The sequence below is a fragment of the Maridesulfovibrio sp. genome (assembly GCF_965230075.1).
Taxonomy (GTDB): Bacteria; Desulfobacterota; Desulfovibrionia; order Desulfovibrionales; family Desulfovibrionaceae; genus Maridesulfovibrio.
Map to the genome: position 1 here is coordinate 4,283,575 of NZ_OZ245945.1, position 18,399 is coordinate 4,301,973.

Annotated in this window: 11 protein-coding genes; 6 read left to right on the plus strand and 5 right to left on the minus strand. The window is 50.2% G+C overall.

Annotated features, from left to right (window positions below):
- Window positions 1-3: 3 nt before the first annotated feature.
- From ACO05Z_RS19300 to ACO05Z_RS19310, 3 genes are all read left to right on the plus strand, one after another.
- Window positions 4-2,196 (plus strand): sensor histidine kinase, encoded by a 2,193-nt coding sequence (locus ACO05Z_RS19300; protein WP_421903820.1) that lies wholly within the window; start codon window positions 4-6, stop codon window positions 2,194-2,196.
- Between the two features lie 103 nt (window positions 2,197-2,299).
- Entirely contained in the window at window positions 2,300-3,697 is a 1,398-nt protein-coding gene (locus tag ACO05Z_RS19305; RefSeq protein WP_421903821.1) for an HD domain-containing phosphohydrolase, read from the plus strand.
- Window positions 3,698-5,089, plus strand: coding sequence for a sigma-54-dependent transcriptional regulator (locus ACO05Z_RS19310; protein WP_421903822.1), 1,392 nt, complete (start codon window positions 3,698-3,700; stop codon window positions 5,087-5,089). It abuts the gene before it with no gap.
- 5 nt (window positions 5,090-5,094) lie between these two features.
- Here ACO05Z_RS19310 and ACO05Z_RS19315 read toward each other — a convergent pair whose 3' ends face one another.
- The 4 genes from ACO05Z_RS19315 to ACO05Z_RS19330 all read right to left on the minus strand — a co-directional run bounded on the left by ACO05Z_RS19315 (window position 5,095) and on the right by ACO05Z_RS19330 (window position 11,660).
- The gene (locus tag ACO05Z_RS19315) at window positions 5,095-6,720 is read right to left on the minus strand and encodes a diguanylate cyclase domain-containing protein (protein WP_421903823.1); all 1,626 of its coding nucleotides are present in this window, start codon (window positions 6,718-6,720) and stop codon (window positions 5,095-5,097) included.
- 111 nt (window positions 6,721-6,831) lie between these two features.
- On the minus strand, window positions 6,832-7,533 hold the full coding sequence (locus ACO05Z_RS19320; RefSeq protein ID WP_421903824.1) for a carbonic anhydrase: 702 nt from the start codon (window positions 7,531-7,533) through the stop codon (window positions 6,832-6,834).
- Between the two features lie 270 nt (window positions 7,534-7,803).
- Window positions 7,804-8,949 carry a lysylphosphatidylglycerol synthase transmembrane domain-containing protein gene (locus ACO05Z_RS19325; RefSeq protein WP_421903825.1) on the minus strand — a complete coding sequence of 382 codons (1,146 nt, stop codon included), beginning with the start codon at window positions 8,947-8,949 and terminating at the stop codon, window positions 7,804-7,806.
- 2 nt (window positions 8,950-8,951) lie between these two features.
- Complete coding sequence (locus tag ACO05Z_RS19330; RefSeq protein ID WP_421903826.1) at window positions 8,952-11,660, minus strand: GNAT family N-acetyltransferase; 2,709 nt, start codon at window positions 11,658-11,660, stop codon at window positions 8,952-8,954.
- Between the two features lie 223 nt (window positions 11,661-11,883).
- On the opposite strand from ACO05Z_RS19330, the gene acs reads away from it, so the two are divergent.
- From acs to ACO05Z_RS19345, 3 genes are all read left to right on the plus strand, one after another.
- Window positions 11,884-13,860: an acetate--CoA ligase gene (gene acs, locus ACO05Z_RS19335; protein ID WP_421903827.1), complete on the plus strand. Its 1,977-nt coding sequence runs from the start codon at window positions 11,884-11,886 to the stop codon at window positions 13,858-13,860.
- A 3-nt stretch (window positions 13,861-13,863) separates the two neighbouring features.
- On the plus strand, window positions 13,864-14,316 hold the full coding sequence (locus tag ACO05Z_RS19340) for a pyridoxamine 5'-phosphate oxidase family protein (protein WP_421903829.1): 453 nt from the start codon (window positions 13,864-13,866) through the stop codon (window positions 14,314-14,316).
- Between the two features lie 103 nt (window positions 14,317-14,419).
- Complete coding sequence (locus ACO05Z_RS19345; protein WP_421903830.1) at window positions 14,420-16,954, plus strand: cache domain-containing protein; 2,535 nt, start codon at window positions 14,420-14,422, stop codon at window positions 16,952-16,954.
- Here the strand turns inward: ACO05Z_RS19345 and ACO05Z_RS19350 are convergent.
- Window positions 16,913-18,370 carry an ATP-binding protein gene (locus tag ACO05Z_RS19350; protein WP_421903831.1) on the minus strand — a complete coding sequence of 486 codons (1,458 nt, stop codon included), beginning with the start codon at window positions 18,368-18,370 and terminating at the stop codon, window positions 16,913-16,915. The genes ACO05Z_RS19345 and ACO05Z_RS19350 overlap by 42 nt on opposite strands.
- Between the last annotated feature and the right edge of the window lie 29 nt (window positions 18,371-18,399).

The window sequence follows — 18,399 nt, forward strand, 5'->3', positions numbered from 1 at the left end:
GCCATGACTGAACAGAATATCAAAATAAGTGTGCCCGACACAAAGGAACGCAAGCGCAGACAACGGGAATATTATATTGCCTTTTTCTGCCTGCTGGTTTTTGTGGGGCTGGGCTTTGTGCAGCTCAAATACATCGGTGTGAACTCCTACCTTTTCGTGGGTCTATTCAACCTGAACTTCATCCTGCTGCTCATTGTCCTCTTCATCGTGGTCCGCAACGGAGTTAAGCTGCTCCTTGAACGGAGGCGCAGGGTTCTCGGTTCCAAGCTGCGAACGCGCATGGTCCTATCCTTCATGTCTCTTTCCCTTGTGCCGACCCTGCTCATGTTTTTCATGGCCATGCAGTTCGTGCAGATTTCCGTGGATTACTGGTTCAAGAATCAGGTTGAAGAATCCATGGTCCAATCCCTTGAGCTGGGAAGAGCCTTTTACGCTTCGGCGCAGGAAGGGTTGGAACGGCGCGGGGAGAATATCATCGGAACAATCAAGGAAAGCCGCTACGCATGGGGCGGTAAATCCATGAAAAAATTTCTCGGTAAAAAGCTGGGTGAATATGACCTCGGCCTGCTCGGGGTTGTCCGCCCGGACCGTAAGAAGATCAACTGGTATTCCCAAGGTTCGTGGGATAAGGCATGGTCGGAGATCAACGCCAAGGTCGACTGGGAGGATATGAAAAAGAATCCCCGCTTCTGGTCCACCATTCATCCCATGCCCGGCAATGACATGGTCATCGGTATCCTACCTGTTGACGAAGGCAAGACCGGATATCTGATCATCGGGGAAAATATCGGTCAGGGACTGCTCTACAAACTGGACCGGGTTGTTCGCGGCCTTGACGAATACAAGCAGCTCAAGACCCTAAAATATCCGCTCAAAATGAGTCTTTACCTGACCTTGGGCGTAACCACCCTGCTGATTATCCTCGGCTCAATCTGGTTCGGATTCCGCCTCTCCAAGGAGCTTTCTGCACCTATTCAAGCCTTGGCTGCCGGTTCACAGCGCATTGCCCGCGGTGACCTTTCCGTGCGTCTTGAGGACCGTTCAGACGATGAATTGGGATTCATGGTCCAATCCTTCAACCGCATGGCAGAAGACCTTGAAGACAGCCAGAAAAGCCTGAAAACCGCCAACGACAGACTGGCGCAGCAGAATCAGGAACTGGAACGCAGGGGCCGCTACATGGAAGCGGTTCTCAATAACATCACCGCCGGGGTTATCTCCCTTAACGAAGAGGGTAAGATCAGCACCGTTAACTCGGCCATTGAGGAAATGCTAGGCATCGAAGCCCGCTTTGTGCACGGCAGGGACCCGCTGGCCCTTTTACCCGAAGGCGATCTGGCCTCACTCATTGCCGAAGCCCGCTCGCACATGGCCACCAGCCCCTTCTCGCAATGGCAGAGACAGCTTTCCCTCACCGTGGAAGGCAGGCACAGAAAATTTCTGGTCAACGTTGTGGCCCTCAAGGCCGGGGATTCCAGCACCGGTATCGTGGCCGTGTTCGAAGATATTACCGAGCTGGAAAAAATGCAGCGCATTGCAGCATGGCGCGAGGTTGCCCGACGCATCGCCCACGAGATCAAGAACCCGCTCACGCCTATCAAACTCTCAGCCCAAAGGTTGCAACGCAAATTCGGACCGGAGATTGAGGACAATGTTTTCCGGGAAAGTACGGACCTGATCATTTCCCAGGTTGAACATCTGCAACAGATGGTTCAAGAATTCTCCGCCTACGCCAAACTGCCTGAGGTGCGGCTCAAACCGGACAACATCGGCCCCCTGCTTGAAGAAGTAGTCAGCCTGTACCGCAACAGCCACAGCAATATTGAATGGTCCCTGAACTTTGATGGCAAACTGCCGCAATTGGAACTGGACCGTGAAGCCATGCGCCGTACTTTGATCAACCTGCTGACCAATGCTGCGGAAGCTTTGGATAACTGCGAATCCCCGTCAGTAACCATAACCGCCATGCATGATGCCACCCTCGGCTGGCTCAGGGTCGAGGTACAGGATAACGGTCCCGGACTGTCTGCGGATGAACGTTCACGGATGTTCGAACCATACTTCTCCAGCAAAAAAAGCGGAACCGGACTGGGGCTGACCATTGTCAAATCCATTGTCACCGACCATCGCGGATTTATCAGAGTCAAGCCGGCTGATCCCCACGGCACCATATTCGTGCTGGAACTTCCGACCTGATATATTTTTCCTTATGCTTGCCTGTTAGTTATAATATCGTTTAATATAATACCGTATTTCAAAAATTCACCCGCTTTGGTGAACAGTAACAAATGGGATTTACATGATTTCATACTCCGAGAAGAATGCAGCAAACAAACTCCCGCCCCGCATTATGGTTGTGGAAGACGAGGCTATTGTCTCTTTGGATATACAGGGACGGCTTCAATCCCTCGGCTACGAAGTGACCGGAGTAGCCGCTTCCGGTGAGCAGGCCTTAAAGCTTGTTGAGGAAAGTTCCCCGGATCTTATCCTCATGGACATCATGCTTGAAGGTGACATGGACGGTATCGACGCTGCTGCAGCCATCAACAAAAAACACGATATCCCTATAATTTACCTCACAGCATATGCAGACAACGATACCCTGAAAAGGGCCAAGATAACCGAGCCTTTCGGCTATATCATCAAGCCTTTCGAAGACCGGGAACTCAATCTGACCATTGAAATGGCCCTCTACAAACACCGTGCTGAAAGTACTCTCAATGAAAACCGCCGCTGGCTGAAAACCACCTTCGACAGCATTGATGATGCTGTCATCACCACCGACCACCACGGCCGGATCAAATCCATGAATAAGGCCGCGTGTTCACTCATGAACAGCGATATAGACGGCATGTTCGGACGCAATTTTCAGGATACTGTAGATATCTTCGAAAGTGGGACAATGGAACCCATCAAAATATTTTCCAATAATGACCCCATTCTCGGCGATGTAGTTCTTAAGAGCACCCAAGGCACAACACCTATATCTGTCAACATTTCAGGCATATCAGAAAAAGATAATGTTGTGGGTAAGGTCGTGGTGCTACGCGATATTTCTGAACTCAAGAAGAGTGAAGATGCCTTGAAGAGAAGCCTTAGTCAGCTGCGGCGAACTTTTGATGAAACAGTTGCTTCCCTGACTGCCATGTCTGAAAAACGCGATCCTTACACATCAGGACACCAACAACGCGTCGCAGAACTGGCATGCCGCATAGCTGTAAAAATGCAACTCTCTGCCGAAGAAATAAACTGCATCAGGATTGCGGGTATTCTGCACGATGTCGGAAAAATTTCCATCCCGGCAGAAATCCTTTCCAAGCCGACCAGGCTGACCGACCTTGAAATGAACCTGATGAAAACCCATAGTGAAGCAGGCTATGAAATCCTGAAAGGCATTTCCTTTCCATGGCCCGTGGCCGACATCGTCATCCAGCACCATGAACGCATTGACGGAAGCGGATACCCCAAAGGTCTCAGCGGAAAGAACATACTTCGTGAAGCCCGCATCATAGCAGTAGCCGACGTTGTAGAAGCCATGAGTTCCCACCGTCCATACCGTGCAGCTCTTGGGTTGCCCAGAGCCATGGCGGAAATTGCACGAGGACGCGGAACAGCGTATGATCCTGAAGCAGTTGATGCCTGCACCCAGTTGATAGAAGAAGATAATTTTTCCTTTGAAACACGTACGGAAATATAGATGAGCAAAAATATACTGATTGTTGATGACGAAGACGGCATCAGATACTCCCTGCGCGGAATTCTCGAAGATGAAGGCTTTGAAGTAAGCGAAGCCGAATCAGGCGAAAAGGCCCTTGAACATCTCAGCGATGAACAGCCCGACCTTGTATTTCTGGATATCTGGCTGCCGGGCATGGACGGCCTTGAAGTCCTCGACCATATCAAGAAAGAATGGGACTGGCTGCCTGTGGTCATGATCTCCGGGCACGGCAATATTGAAACCGCAGTTTCCGCCATCAAGAAGGGAGCCTTTGACTTCATTGAAAAGCCGCTTTCACTTGAAAAGGTGGTTATCACTGCGGAAAAAGCCGTGGAATTCTCACGTTTGCAATCGGAAAACAAAGCCCTGCGTACCCGCATTGCCGCAGAACAGCCCGCCAGACTAACCGGACAATCTGAATCCATTGATTCCATGCGTGAAGTAATCGGACAGGTAGCTCCTACTGACGCGTGGGTACTTATCACTGGTGAAAACGGTACCGGTAAAGAAATCGTAGCCCGCTCCATCCACTCCCAAAGCCAGAGGGCGGACAAACCACTTGTAGCGGTAAACTGTGCGGCAATCCCTGAAGAGTTGATTGAGTCGGAACTTTTCGGCCACGAAAAAGGTGCGTTCACCGGGGCCGAAAAAGCTCAAGAAGGTAAATTTGAACTGGCCGACAACGGCACCCTATTCCTTGATGAAATCGGGGATATGAGCCTGAAAACACAGGCAAAAATACTGCGCATCCTTCAGGAACAACGCTTTGAACGGGTCGGTGGCAGGAAAACCATCAATGTGGATGTGCGCGTGATAGCTGCTACCAACAAGGACCTGTTTCAGGAAATCAAGAACGGTAATTTCCGTGAAGACCTGTACTACCGACTGAAGGTTTTCCCGCTGGAAGTCCCACCGTTGCGTGACCGTTCCAAAGACATCCCCCTGCTGATTGATGAATTCATTACCATCCTGAACCGCCAGCACGGATTCAAGCAGTTGACTTTCACCGAACCGGCTCTCAAGGTTCTGACCGAGTACTCATGGCCGGGCAATGTCCGTGAATTGAAAAACTTTGTGGAAAGAATGCTAATCATGTTCGGCGGCAAGGAAGTCGGGCCGGACAAACTTCCTCCGGAAATCGCCAACGGACCGCGCATTGAAAAAACAGATGTTGATCAAGAGCAGCTCCCCTTGCCCCTACCAGAAGGAGAGGTTGATTTCAAAAAGGCCCGTGCTGATTTTGAGGCCCAGTTCCTTGAAGCGAAGCTCCGCGAATACAAGGGGAATGTTTCAAAGCTGGCCGAAGCCGTTGGTCTGGAAAGAAGTTCTCTTTACCGCAAGCTCAAGGCTTATGAAATTCAGGTGGATTAGCCGTCCTACCCTTCAGCGCCGACTGTTACACAGCTACTCTGCCCTTTTCTTTTGGCACGGTACATAGCTGCATCGGCAACCCTGACCAGAGCTTCACTGTCTGCAGCGTGCAAGGGGAAAAGAGCTGCCCCGGCACTGAATTCAACCATCACGCTTTTTACACTGAGTTGTACAGACGTAGAGAAACACGCATACATCTTGGAACAGACTTCCCTAAGCTGTTCCGGGGTGCTCACTTCAGGTAGGATCAGCGCAAATTCATCACCACCAAGACGGGCAACCGTGTCCGATTTGCGCAAACTGCCTGCAAGCCTTTCGCCTACGCCGATCAGCAGTTCATCACCCACGGCATGTCCCAATGTGTCGTTGACCTTTTTAAATCCATTTAGGTCAAGGTAGACGAGAGCAAACCTGCGGCCATAACGGTCGGAACTTTCAATCAGGTTTTCCAAGCGATCAAAAAAAAGTTTCCGGTTAGGAAGCCCGGTCAGGGAATCATACATGGCAGTCCTGATCAGCTGCTCCTGATAAAGACGGCGCTTTGTAAAAGCCACCGCAATAACCCATGCCCCGATTGCTACGAGAATGAAAAATACGCCTCCCAACAGAAGCATGTTGGAAGCCAGTTCACCGGATCTTTCCTGCACAAGGGCCTCAGGAAGATGAGAAACAAGAACCCAGAAATAGCCTGCAGAACTGACCATCATCCTGCTCGGAAGATAAGGACCGCCAGCTCCGGTACTGGAACGGTATCCCTCCCGCAGTGGATGAATGGTCACAAAGGTAAACAGACCGTTGGCTGTAAAGAATTGGCCCTTCTTTTCTTTGAGCATGTGTTCCCATTCATTCGGATATTCATTGGCAAAAGAAATATTTTTCCGTTCTGGAATCATGAATCCCCACTCGCTCTCCCTCTCAGGACCTAACAACCAATATCCATCTGAATTAACGAGCATTTTCACACTCTCAGCAACAGCATCAATACTTAAAATTCGATCAAGCAAGTCTTGGGCAAGATAGTTGAAGATCAGAACTCCGTCCTTATTTCCTTCTGAGTCAAAAACCGGGGTTCCCAAACGAATCACCGGTTTAAACGGTTTTTCCACATGCCCGCGCTCAACGTTCAAATCAAGGGGAGAAATAAAGACTTCTCGCTCTTCAAGGGGAAGACAATCAGCAAAATAGTAACGTTTGGATTTGTCCTGCAATTTATCATCAGCAACAATCCACGGGTCCCCCTTATTGTAATTGACTCTGATTTTTTCCATTCCGGAACTATCTAGGAACACGACATGATTATATTTCTTCTTACAGAACAGAAAATTATAAAATTCCTTCTCAATGTTGCGTTTCTCTCCTTCATAATCAGAGTTGCAATAATCAATAAGTGGATATTGCCCGGCTAGAAAAAGCAGATCACTGACAAGAATATCAAGGCTGTCCTTAATAACGTCTTCCTGCAGGTCAACAGAAGCCTGCTCTCTCATTTTCAACTGTTCTAAATGATTTTTCTGATCCGCGTAAAAGAACAGAAACATCATTGCGGCTACAATACTGCCAGCCACAATAAATATCTTAAAAAAGAGCTTGAAGCTGTTCTTCTGCACATTGTTCAGTTCATTCTCAATCACGACAATAACTCCGTGCGCTACGCAGGTCGTTCTGGAACAGGACATAAAAAAGGCAACCTCGTAATCTATTATAGCACGAAATTGCCTTGCATTAACACTTAAAAATTATACCTACGGACCGAGCCAGCGCACTGCTCCTGTATCAGTATCATAAATAGCGCCCATAAGCTGGGCCTTGCCGGAACGGACCTTTTCAAGGATAGCCGGACATTGGCTCAAGATCTCACGCATGACCTGACGGACATTGGTTTCCGCCACCCTATCCGCCAGTTCTCCGCCCTTGAGGGAAGGATAAAGCACACGGGTCATTTGAATGGCCGGTTCCAATTTGCCCATGAGCTGCACAAGATGCCCCTTCAGTTCAACCTTATCAATAGCAGCCTTGATCAGGGTGGAACGGGTATGGCCCATGACTACCAACAACGGAGTTTCAAGGGCCAGCATGGAATATTCCACCGAGGCCAACGTATCAGATCCAGCCACATTACCTGCAAGGCGTACAGTAAAAAGATCACCGAGGCCGCGGTCAAAAATCAACACCGGGTCCACCCGCGAATCAGAAGCGGTAACCACAGTGGCAAACGGATTCTGTCCCCTTAAGGCCAGAACCTTGCGCTGATGGGAGGTCTGATTGGGATAAACGCTACTCCCCTTAACAAAACGCAGGTTACCTTCCATTAGCAGCACCAGCGACTGATCGGCTCCTCTCTGCTGCTCTGGCGGGGAAGCAGAAGTACCGTTATCAGCCAGAGCATCGGCACAGTGTGAATTCAATAGGAATGCAGTTATGAAAAATAAAAGTAATTTCCTCAATTAGAGACTCCGCCGGTTGCGATTGGTTGGACTTATTAGAAGAACCATACATACCCCGCCCATGTTTATGCAAGGGTCGGTTTACAAATTACTTTTATTAAAGCGTGTAAAGTTTTTTTCCCGCATACCGATCAGATAGGCAAGACATCAATCGGGAGGGTGTCAGGAACTGCCGATACAAGCGCAGGTTCCTTAAAACCATGTCCGGTCCTTCACCCGGGTAAGGTCTTCGCAAGAACGCTTTACCCCGCAGAACGACCCGACATGGTTTCATTTTTTGGAACGCATCACAAAGTAGAGTCCGCTTAAACTGAAAAGAGTTGTCCAGATTCTATACATGAGAAAAATGGAAGCTCCGGCAGTAACACTTCCGCAGGAACCTAAATAGAGCAGGGTCTCAAAGGCTGCCTCATTGACTCCCAGTCCGGCGGCAGGAGCAGGAATCACCCCGGCAAGAAAAGAAAGCGGGGCCGCGAAAAAAACTTCGTTAAAATCAGGCAACAACGGAAGATTCTGAATACGGGCCAGCAGATAGATAGCAAAGACAAAGGAAAAATGCTGGATTGCGGTCAACCCTACAATCTTCAAAACCGTACCTGCAGAATTCCTGTAAAGCATCAAAGCAGAAACAACTTCCCCTATCTTTTCTCCAAGCTTCGAATCCTTGAAAAATATCCGGTAGATAACACCTGTCTCCAAAAATTCAGGAGCAATCAACGGTGCAGCAAGAGAGAGGAGTGCAGCATAGAATAGAACCGGACCAACTTCCTCTCCTAGAAATCCTGAGCCCAAAACACACAATATTCCGGCCAGCCCCGGAAATATCAGCCCGACCGCAAAGCCCGCCATGCGCCCGCGCACAAGAGCCAGAAACCCCAGCAGCACGCTCAGCCAGATCAAACAAAGGATTCCCAGTGCCGGAACCGCAAGAATTCGCAATTCTGGCGAATGTTCTACAAGGGACCAGTTGAAGGCCATGCCCAGACCGCCAAACATAAACAGTCCCATAATCCCAATAATTCGGTCCACAATAATGGCCGCACCGACCCGTGCCCCCTTCCCGGTAATACGGGTGGTATAAAAATAGCGGGCCACATCTCCACTGGCCGAACCCATGACGCATTGGGTGAAAAAATACATAATCGCGGAGATCTTGAAGCTGTCCTTAAGGGAAATAGGCAATCCCGCACCTTTCAACAACTCCACATAGCGAACTGCGCCAAGACTCATCCCCAAAGCAATGATCAGGCAGGCCGCCCCCAGAACCGGAATATGGTCAGCAGCAACCATCAGGTACTTCGGACGAATTCCTCCAGAACGAATCAGCCAGAAAATAAGTCCCCCGGCGAAGAGGGACTTAAGAATATTGGATATGAATGTTTTGCGTCGGTTTGACGCAGGTTCAGGATAATTCAACTCTACTCCGCTTCATCTTCCAACTTGGTGCAATCCAGACGCATTTCCACAAGATCTTCATCATAATTTTCCCTGATCTCAAACCCGAACTTGCGGGAAAGACCCTGCATGGCCTTGTTCTCAAAAAGGGTCTGGCCTACCAGCCAGTGGGTGCCGCGTTCTTTGGTGTAGCTGATAATCTTATGGAACAGCATGGAGCCCAATCCGGTGCCTTTCAAATCGGAGCGGACCACAATGGCGAATTCGGCCTCGGAATTATCCGGCTTGGTGGAAGTACGCACCACCCCGAGAGTCTCCGGTTTTCCATCTTCGCCTATGGCTGTGGCTATAAAGGCCATTTCACGGTCATAGTTGATCTGGGTAAAACGGGACATGTCCTTGTGGTCAAAATCCCTGCGCACTACGCCGAAAAAGCGCATGCGCATATCTTCATCTGAAACCTGCTCCAAAAATTTGTAATGGGCCGGTTCATCTTCGGGACGGATGGGACGCAGGGTTACCTGCCTGCTGTCCCGAAGTACTACGCATTCCTCAAGCTCACGGGGATAGGGACGGATAGCCAGCTGCGGGCAATCCTCGCGGCACTCGGCAACCAGAATCTTGGCTCCAAGGGCCAGTACCCCGGTGTCATCACCGTAAAGGGGATTAATATCCAGATGTACAATCTGAGGAATGTCGATAAACAGCTGCGAGACCTGAATCAGGGTCAGGCAAAGGTCATCAATATCAGCAGGCGGCTGGGTAGGGGTACCGGAAAGCAAGCGTGAAATACGGGTTCTACTGATCAGCTCCCGGGCAAGGCTCATGTTCAAGGGGACCATGGCTACAGCCTGATCACGGACCACCTCACGGGTCATGCCGCCATGCCCGAAGTGAATAATCGGTCCGAAGGTAGAGTCAGCGGACGCGGAAATAAACAATTCATGCGCTCCCAGCCTGCGACCCATTTTCTGGACGGTGAAGCCCTCAATGTAAGCATCCGGGCGTTGACGGTTAACGCGGGTGAGCATGGTCGCAGCTGCTTCCCAGACCTTTTCGGTACTTTCAAGGTCAAGGACAACACCACCTACATCGTAGGGCTGGCTGATCTGCGGAGAACGAATCTTCAGGGCCACCGGACAACCGATCTCGTCTGCTGCAATGACAGCTTCACGAGCGGAGACTGCCACCCTTGTTTCCACCACAGGCAAACCGTAAGCCGCAAGTACCTTGCGCGCTTCCGGTTCGTTAAGTTCCTGCCGCCCCTCGGAAAGAGCCTTATGCACTGTCTCGCGGGCTGTGGTGGTGTCCGGGAAAAAGTCCGTGGGCAGGGAGTCCGGAGTTTCAGTAAGCAATTCCTGGTTGCGCTGATACTCGGCCATATACATAAAGGCCCGCACAGCCTGATCCGCACTCTCGTAAGTGGGAATACCGTGCAGGGAGAAAATCTTACGCGATTTTCGGGACATGTCCGATCCCAACCATGAGGTCAGCACCATGCGCCGGACCCGTTTCAATCCTTTGGCTATAATTTCCGCCACCTCGGCACTGGCAATTCCGGCAAAAGGCACATGTACAACCAGCACGGCATCCACGCCCTTGTCCTTAATAAGTATCTTGAGAGCATCGACGTATTTCTGACCGGGAGTATCGAACTTGATGGTCACCGGATTGCCACCGCTCCACTCACCGTCAAATACGTCATTCAGCTTTTCAACCGTCTCCTCGGAAAGCTTAGCCAGTTTCCCGCCCCGACGGATCAAACCGTCCGCAGCGGTAAGTCCGGCACTGGTTCCGTTGACGATGATTGCCAGACGGTTTCCGCGAACAGGCTGGCGTAAGCTGGCAAGGGTCTGGGCCGCGTCAAACATGCCGTCAATAGTCTGCACCCGCAGCATCCCGGCCCGACGAAAGGCTACATCGTAGACTTCTTCAGCGCGGGCGATCATGGCATTATCCAGACGGGACAGCTCCTGTGTTACGTGCTGCAAAGCCTGTCCCGGACGAATTGCCAGAACCGGCTTGTTGCGCGAGGCAGCACGGGCTGCGGACATAAAGTCGCGGGCATCGTTAATGGATTCGATATAGAGAAGGATAGAACGGGTCTGAGCGTCGGAGCCGAGATAATCAAGCACATCCCCGAAAGTAAGGTCGATACGGCTGCCGAGTGAAACTACATGGGAAAAACCAATATCATTAGTGGCCGCCCAGTCCAGAACTGTGGGAATAAAGCTGTCCGACTGGGAAACAAAAGCGATCTTGCCCGCTTTGGCCGGCAAGGGCGCAAGGCTGGCATTGAGATTCAAGGCCGGAACAATGAAACCGAGGCTCTTGGGACCTAGGATTCTCATTTGCGGAGAATTGGCCGCCTGCAGCAATTCGGCCCGCAGCCTGACCCGTTCATCCTCGGGAATGGCGCTAAACCCCGGACCGATCAAAGCACAAGCCTTAACCCCGATTTCGCTGAGCCTTTTCAGAAGCGGCGGACATTCCTGAAGAGGAAGGCAGATCACTGCAAGGTCAGGAACCTTGGGCAGGTCAGCCACATCCTTGTAAGTCAGAACCCCGGAAATGGCCTCAGCATCAGTACTCACCGGCATCACCGGGCCGAGAAATCCCCCGCCCATAAGGTTACGCATGAGAATATTTCCTGCATTGGCAGGGTCATTGGTTGCACCGATTACAGCCACTGATCCGGGCTGAAAAAGATATTCCAGATTGATAACGCTCATGAAAGCCTCTTGTTAGGGGTCCGTTGCTTATCCTTCCACAACTCTCTACATACCCGCTGATCGCGCTGCATATCAAGCAGAAAGCGTTCAACACAGCCCTAAATATTCCATTTCCGCCAATGGTTATGGTCCGCAACCCTGTTCAACCCGGCTGAAACAGCGTATATGAATAAGTGAAGTGTACACAAACCAGCATAAAATTTCATGAGTCGGAGCCGGAAATATGAGTGAGAACAGCATTGAAAACCTGATGAACGAAGAACGAACCTTTGATCCCCCAAAGGAAATGCTGGAAAAATCTAATCTTACAGCGCAAAAATACGAAGAAGCCTGCCGTATGGCGGATGAAAATCCCGAAGAATTCTGGGCTGAAAGAGCACGCGAGCTGCTGCATTGGAAACGGGATTTCAAAACAGCCCTTGAAGCGAATCCAGAAAAGAATGAATACAAATGGTTTGAAGGCGGAAGGCTGAACGCTTCTGAAAACTGCCTTGACCGCCATCTGGATAACGGCAGGCGCAATAAAGCCGCCCTTATCTGGCAGGGCGAACCTGAAGAGGAAGTCCGGGTCTTCACCTATCACATGCTGCACCGCAAAGTCTGCCGTTTCGCCAATGTGCTCAAAAAAATGGGTGTTTCCAAGGGCGACCGGGTAGCCATCTACCTGCCCATGGTCCCTGAACTGGTAATCTCCATGCTGGCCTGCGCCCGTATCGGGGCAATACATTCAGTTATTTTCGCCGGATTTTCCGCAGTCAGCCTGCAGAACCGGATCATCGACTGCGACGCAAAGGTCCTCATTGCCGCAGACGGAGTACTCCGCGGCGGTAAAAAAATCCCCTTGAAGCGCAATGTGGACGAAGCCCTTTTCGAATGCCCCTCAGTTGAGCAGGTCATTATGGTCAAACGCACCGGGGATGAAATTGATTTCATCGAGGGCCGCGACACCTGGTGGCAGGAAGAAATGTCAGCACCTGACATTGAAGACTACTGCAAGCCCGAATCCATGCGTTCCACAGACCCGCTCTTTATCCTGCACACTTCAGGTTCCACCGGGAAGCCCAAAGGGATTGTACACAGCACCGGCGGGTACATGACCATCACCGCTCACACGACCCAATGGGTGTTCGATCTCAAGGACGATGACGTGCACTGGTGCACTGCTGATATCGGCTGGATCACCGGACATAGTTACACAGTATACGGACCGCTGGCCCTTGGCGCCACCACCCTGCTCTTCGAAGGTGTTCCAACCTACCCCCGCCCGGACCGCTACTGGGAAATCATCAACCGCTACGGGGTGAATATCTTTTACACCACTCCCACAGCCATCCGCTCCCTCATGCGCGAAGGCTCGCAGTGGACCGAAAAATACGACCTCTCCACCCTGCGCATCCTCGGTTCCGTGGGCGAACCCATCAACCCGGAAGTCTGGATCTGGTTCCACGAACACATCGGCAAAGGCAAACTGCCCCTGCTGGACACTTGGTGGCAGACTGAAACCGGAGGCATCCTTATCTCACCACTGCCCTATGTAGGTAAGCTCAAGCCCGGATCAACCGGACACCCCCTTCCCGGAATCAAGACCACCATCGTGCACAGTGACGGCAGCGAAGCCTCTGTAAATGAAGGCGGACACCTGCTGATCACCAAACCATGGCCCGGTATGCTCACCAACATCCACAATGATGAAACCCGTTACCGCAGGACATACTTTGAACGCTTTCCGGGGTGCTATGAAACCGGGGACGGGGCGAGGATTGATAAAGACGGCTTCCACTGGATCATGGGCCGCCTTGACGATGTTATCAATGTTTCCGGGCACAGGCTGGGAACCACAGAAATTGAGTCCGCACTCATTGCCCATCCCGATGTGACTGAGGCCGCAGTGGTCGGTATTCCCCATGAGGTCAAAGGACAATCGGTATACGCCTACGTAACCTTGCGCAGCGGCCTTGATGAGGATGACGAAATGCGTGCGGCCCTGTGTGACTGGATCAGCGAAAAGATCAGCCCTATTGCCGTGCCCGAAGCTATCCAGTTCTCTGAAGGCTTGCCCAAAACCCGCTCAGGCAAAATAATGCGTCGCATCCTGCGAAGCATTGCGGTGGGAGAGGACGACTTCGGTGATACTTCCACTCTCTCTGACGCTTCGGTAATCAGCGACCTTATTGAAGGTCAGAAAATTCTATTCGAGTAAAAGATGAGTAACCATGAGCAACTAACCAGCTGTCAGGAGCTTGTCCGTAAATGCAATATCCTTGTTCTGGCAACATCAGGCGAGAGCGGGATACACACTTCGCTCATGGCCTACGCCTGTTCTGCGGACTGCAATGAAATTTACATGGTCAGCAGCAGGAAAAGCCGCAAATGGCAAAACCTGTCCCAGAATCCGCAGGTCAGCCTGCTGATAGATGACCGGGACGGCAAACTGTCTGAAAGACGTCATGAAATTATGGCCCTGACAGTCAAAGGGACTTTTGTTCCGGTTACTAACGACGCTGAAATCAAGAACATTAAGTCTGCAATTGCCGAAACAGCACCGGCAATTGCAGACGCTTTTTCCGGGCCTGAAAATTCCATTATCCGCATCAAGGCTGATTCATTTCAACTACTGAACGGCCCGCAGAATTCCTTTTACATAGACCTCCATTAAAAACCGCAACCCCCCGAAGCGTAAATAAATTTACCACTTCTTATTACTATGATATATTCATATCAGTAGAACCGGATTCCTATTACTCTGGCCGGGGAGGCAAATGTTCAAGTCCATGAAAGCAATCCTGCTTTTCTTTGCTGCCGGACTGGTCATAGCGACCACAGTCGGGCTGACTTACTTTGCCCAACGCACAGTAACCGAATCGGTCATGGAATCTGAATTCGCCCACGCGCAGGCAATCGTGGATGCCGTCTATCAGGAAGTGAACAACCAATATCAAAGCATCGTCTTTTCTGAACAATCTGCAATTTCTGCCCGCAAGCAACAACTACAAAACATCGTTGGCATATCCATTGACCTTATCCGTTTGAATTACAACAAATTCAAACAGGGACTCATTACTGAATCCGAAGCAAAAAAGCTAAGCGTCGAACAACTAAAAAACATGCGTTACGATGACGGCACCGGATATATCTGGATAAATGACGATACTGCCCCAATACCCCGGATGATCATGCATGCGACCATGCCCGATCTGGACGGTAAAATCCTAGATGATCCCCGCTTCAAAGGGGTAATGGCAAGTAAAGAAAATCTCTTTGCCACCTTCAGCAAAATCGGCACACAGTACGGATCCGGTTTTGTCGAATACCTTTGGCCCAAGCCCACTAAAACAGGATTTAGTAAGGAACAACCCAAACTGTCTTATGTAGAACTATTCAAGGAATGGGGCTGGATTGTCGGTTCCGGGGTCTACATTGATGACATAGAGGAAGAAGTAAACATAAGAATCAAAGCCGTGCTGCAGGAGCTGCGGGAAAGCTTCAAGAAAACCAGAATTGGCAAGCATGGATACATATTTCTCTTTTCAGGAAAACCGGAACTGGTCATCCACCCAGTTTATGAAGCAATCCCCATAGCTGACCTTTTAAATCCCGAAACAGGCAAGCCCCTCTTTCTGGAACTCAAGGATGCAGCCCATGTTGAAGGTGTAATGGAGTATTTATGGGATAAACCTCCTCGGCACAAAGGAGATTTCACTTTCCGCAAGAGGGCTTATATCAAGTTTTTCGAACCGCTGGACTGGTATATATGTTCCACCGCTTACATGGATGACCTTGAAAAACCGGGACATATGCTCAGGAATGAAATAACCATGCTCTCCATCGGAGTACTGGCTCTGGCTCTTTTCTTTGCCGCCATCCTCTCCAGCAAGATCGCCCAACCACTCATAAAACTGACCGCTGCAGCCCGGGCCATACGCGAGGGAGGGGTTTCCGCTTCTGAAATCCCGCAGGAAGGTCCAAGGGAAATCAGGGAGCTGGGTACGGTTATCAGCCAAATGCTGGAATCCATAAAATCCGCAATTGAAGAAAAGGAACAACTCCTTACTGCTTTGGAAGACGGCAACAGGCAGCTTTCAGCCAGCAACCACCAGCTAGAAATCAAAATCCAGGAACACGCGAGAGTGCAACAGGAATTGATCAAGCTGCGCAACCATCAGAAGAATATTATCGATTCCATGCCCTCCATACTGGTGGGAGTGGACAACGGCGGAGCCATCACCCTTTGGAATAAAGGGGCCGCAAACGCCAGTGGACTTGATTTTGAAACAGTAAGTGGCAAGCAGCTTTCCACCATATTTCCCCAATTGGATAAGGAAATAGCCAAGGTAAAAAAACAGATTATCAGCGGTAAAAATGAACAGAAAGTCCGAATTCCGCGCACAGTGAACGGGGAAACCCGCTATGAAAATATCACTATCTATCCGTTGATCAGTGAAGGATTTGACGGGGCAGTTATTCGTCTTGATGACATAACCGACAATGTACGTATTGAAGAAATGATGGTCCAGACTGAAAAAATGATGTCTGTAGGTGGCCTTGCGGCAGGAATGGCCCATGAAATCAACAATCCCTTAGGAGGGATACTGCAGGGAACCCAGAATATTGAACGTAGACTAAAACCGGGGTTAGCTAAAAACGAACAATTTGCCCGACAACTGGGTATCCCGCTTGAGACTCTCAACGAGTACATGGAACAACGGGGCATATTTAAAATTCTCTCCGGGGTCCGGGAGTCTGCTAGCCGGGCAGCTGGAATCATAACGAACATGTTGAACTTCAGTCGCAAGAACGATGTGCACCGCACCACATGCAAGCTCGACGAACTGGCCGACAGCGCCGTTGCACTTGCTGAACAGGATTATGATCTGAAAAAGAAATATGATTTCAGGAAAATAGAAGTCGTCAGGGATTATCAGGAAAACCTGCCGCTAGTAATCTGCGCGCCCACGGAAATAGAGCAGGTTATGCTTAACCTTCTGGGCAACGCCGCCCATGCAATGCAGGAAAGTAATTGCGAAAATCCAAGGCTGGAAATCAAGATCTGGCAGGAAGGGGATTACGTGGCTACTTCTATTTCAGACAACGGCCCGGGCATGGATGAAAATGTCCGCAAAAGAGTCTTTGAACCCTTCTTTACCACCAAACCCAAAGGGGTCGGCACCGGGCTGGGTCTTTCAGTGTCCTACTTCATCATCACTGAAAACCACAACGGTAACTTCATTATTGAATCAACTCCGGGCAGCGGCTCAAAATTCACCTTCAAGCTGCCCGTCTCCTCCCCGCGCTGATGCGGGATTAAAATCAACAACAACGGTTGTTCCTTCTTTACCGGACTCCATGTTGATGGAGCCTCCGTGGACCTTGGCAATCAGACTGGCGGAATAAGTCCCCAACCCTGTTCCCCCAATCTTGCCCGCAGTTGAATACTTTTCGAAAAAAATATCCCTGACCGCCGCCGGAACCTCCCCAAAATTATGGATGGAAATTTGCGGAAACTCGCCGCTACTGAGCCTAACTGTTACCGGATTCCCGGCCGGACTGGCTTCAAGACCGTTCTTGAGCAGATTGGAAAGCATGGAAAAAAGCAGAAGGTCCTCACCGCGCACATAAAAAGAATCTTCATCCCCGGCCTCACTGCCGTCAATGAGCACTTTAAAGTCAGAATCGCAACTCTCAATCATGTCCTGAAGGTCAATTGCTATGCGCTTTATCAGCGGCAGCACGTCCACCTTTTCCGGACGCAGGATATAAGAATCCGTCTCCATGCGGTAGATATCATAAGACCTGTTGACCAGACCCAGCATACGGTATCCTGCATCCTGAATATTTTTGATCAACTCAATCTTTTCAGCATCGGTTTCATCAGCAAGCAACAGATGAGGGAGGTTAATTACGGCGTTTAGAGGGGTTTTCAAATCATGCCGGGTGATGCGCTCCACATCAACACGCAACATTTCACCCCGCTCATGGTTGATAACATCGATGATGGTCGAGGCCACAGAGTCACAAAAATACTCAAGGAAATCCGTACCCATTTCAGGATGAAAACGATCTTCTGAAGGGTCATGGATGGAAAACAGACCAATCAGCCTGCCTGGAGTATACTTATCCATCATCCCGAAAGCGAAGCAGGAACCGCCCATCTCCGGTCCAACTTCCGGGTCCCCGAAAAATACATCCGGGCGCATCATCCGCGAAATAGGACCGAGAAAAACACGGTTGGAACCATCATTCAAGGTTGCGTCAATATAACGCATACATCCCTTGAGATAAAAAGTCGGAATATCCGGGCAGGGCATATCCTTACACAGTTCCCGGTCCAGAACCACCGCAATACGCCCCAGACCAAGCTCCTGCGCCACCCCGGTCAACATTTCAGCCAAACCGGAAAGAGATTTAAGGCCATTCACATATTGCAGGGCCTTACCGAACTTGGCAAAAAGCTGGAAATCAGAATTATGGACGCTGTAGGCTTCTTTAAGCTTTCCTTCAAGAATATGGATACGCTCGTCTTTTTCAGCAAGATCATGACGCGCCCCAAGGTTTGCATCTTCCTGTGAAAGAAAACCGTCGCGGGCATAGGCGTAATTTTCATACATGTTCTGGGCAATAAAATCAGCCTGCTCCCCGTTACCTTCCTTAATAAGCCGCTTAAGGAGGTCCAGCTGCTCCCCGAATTTCTTTAATGTAGGCAGATCGTCCATGTTGTTTCCTATGCTTGTTTGAAAATATA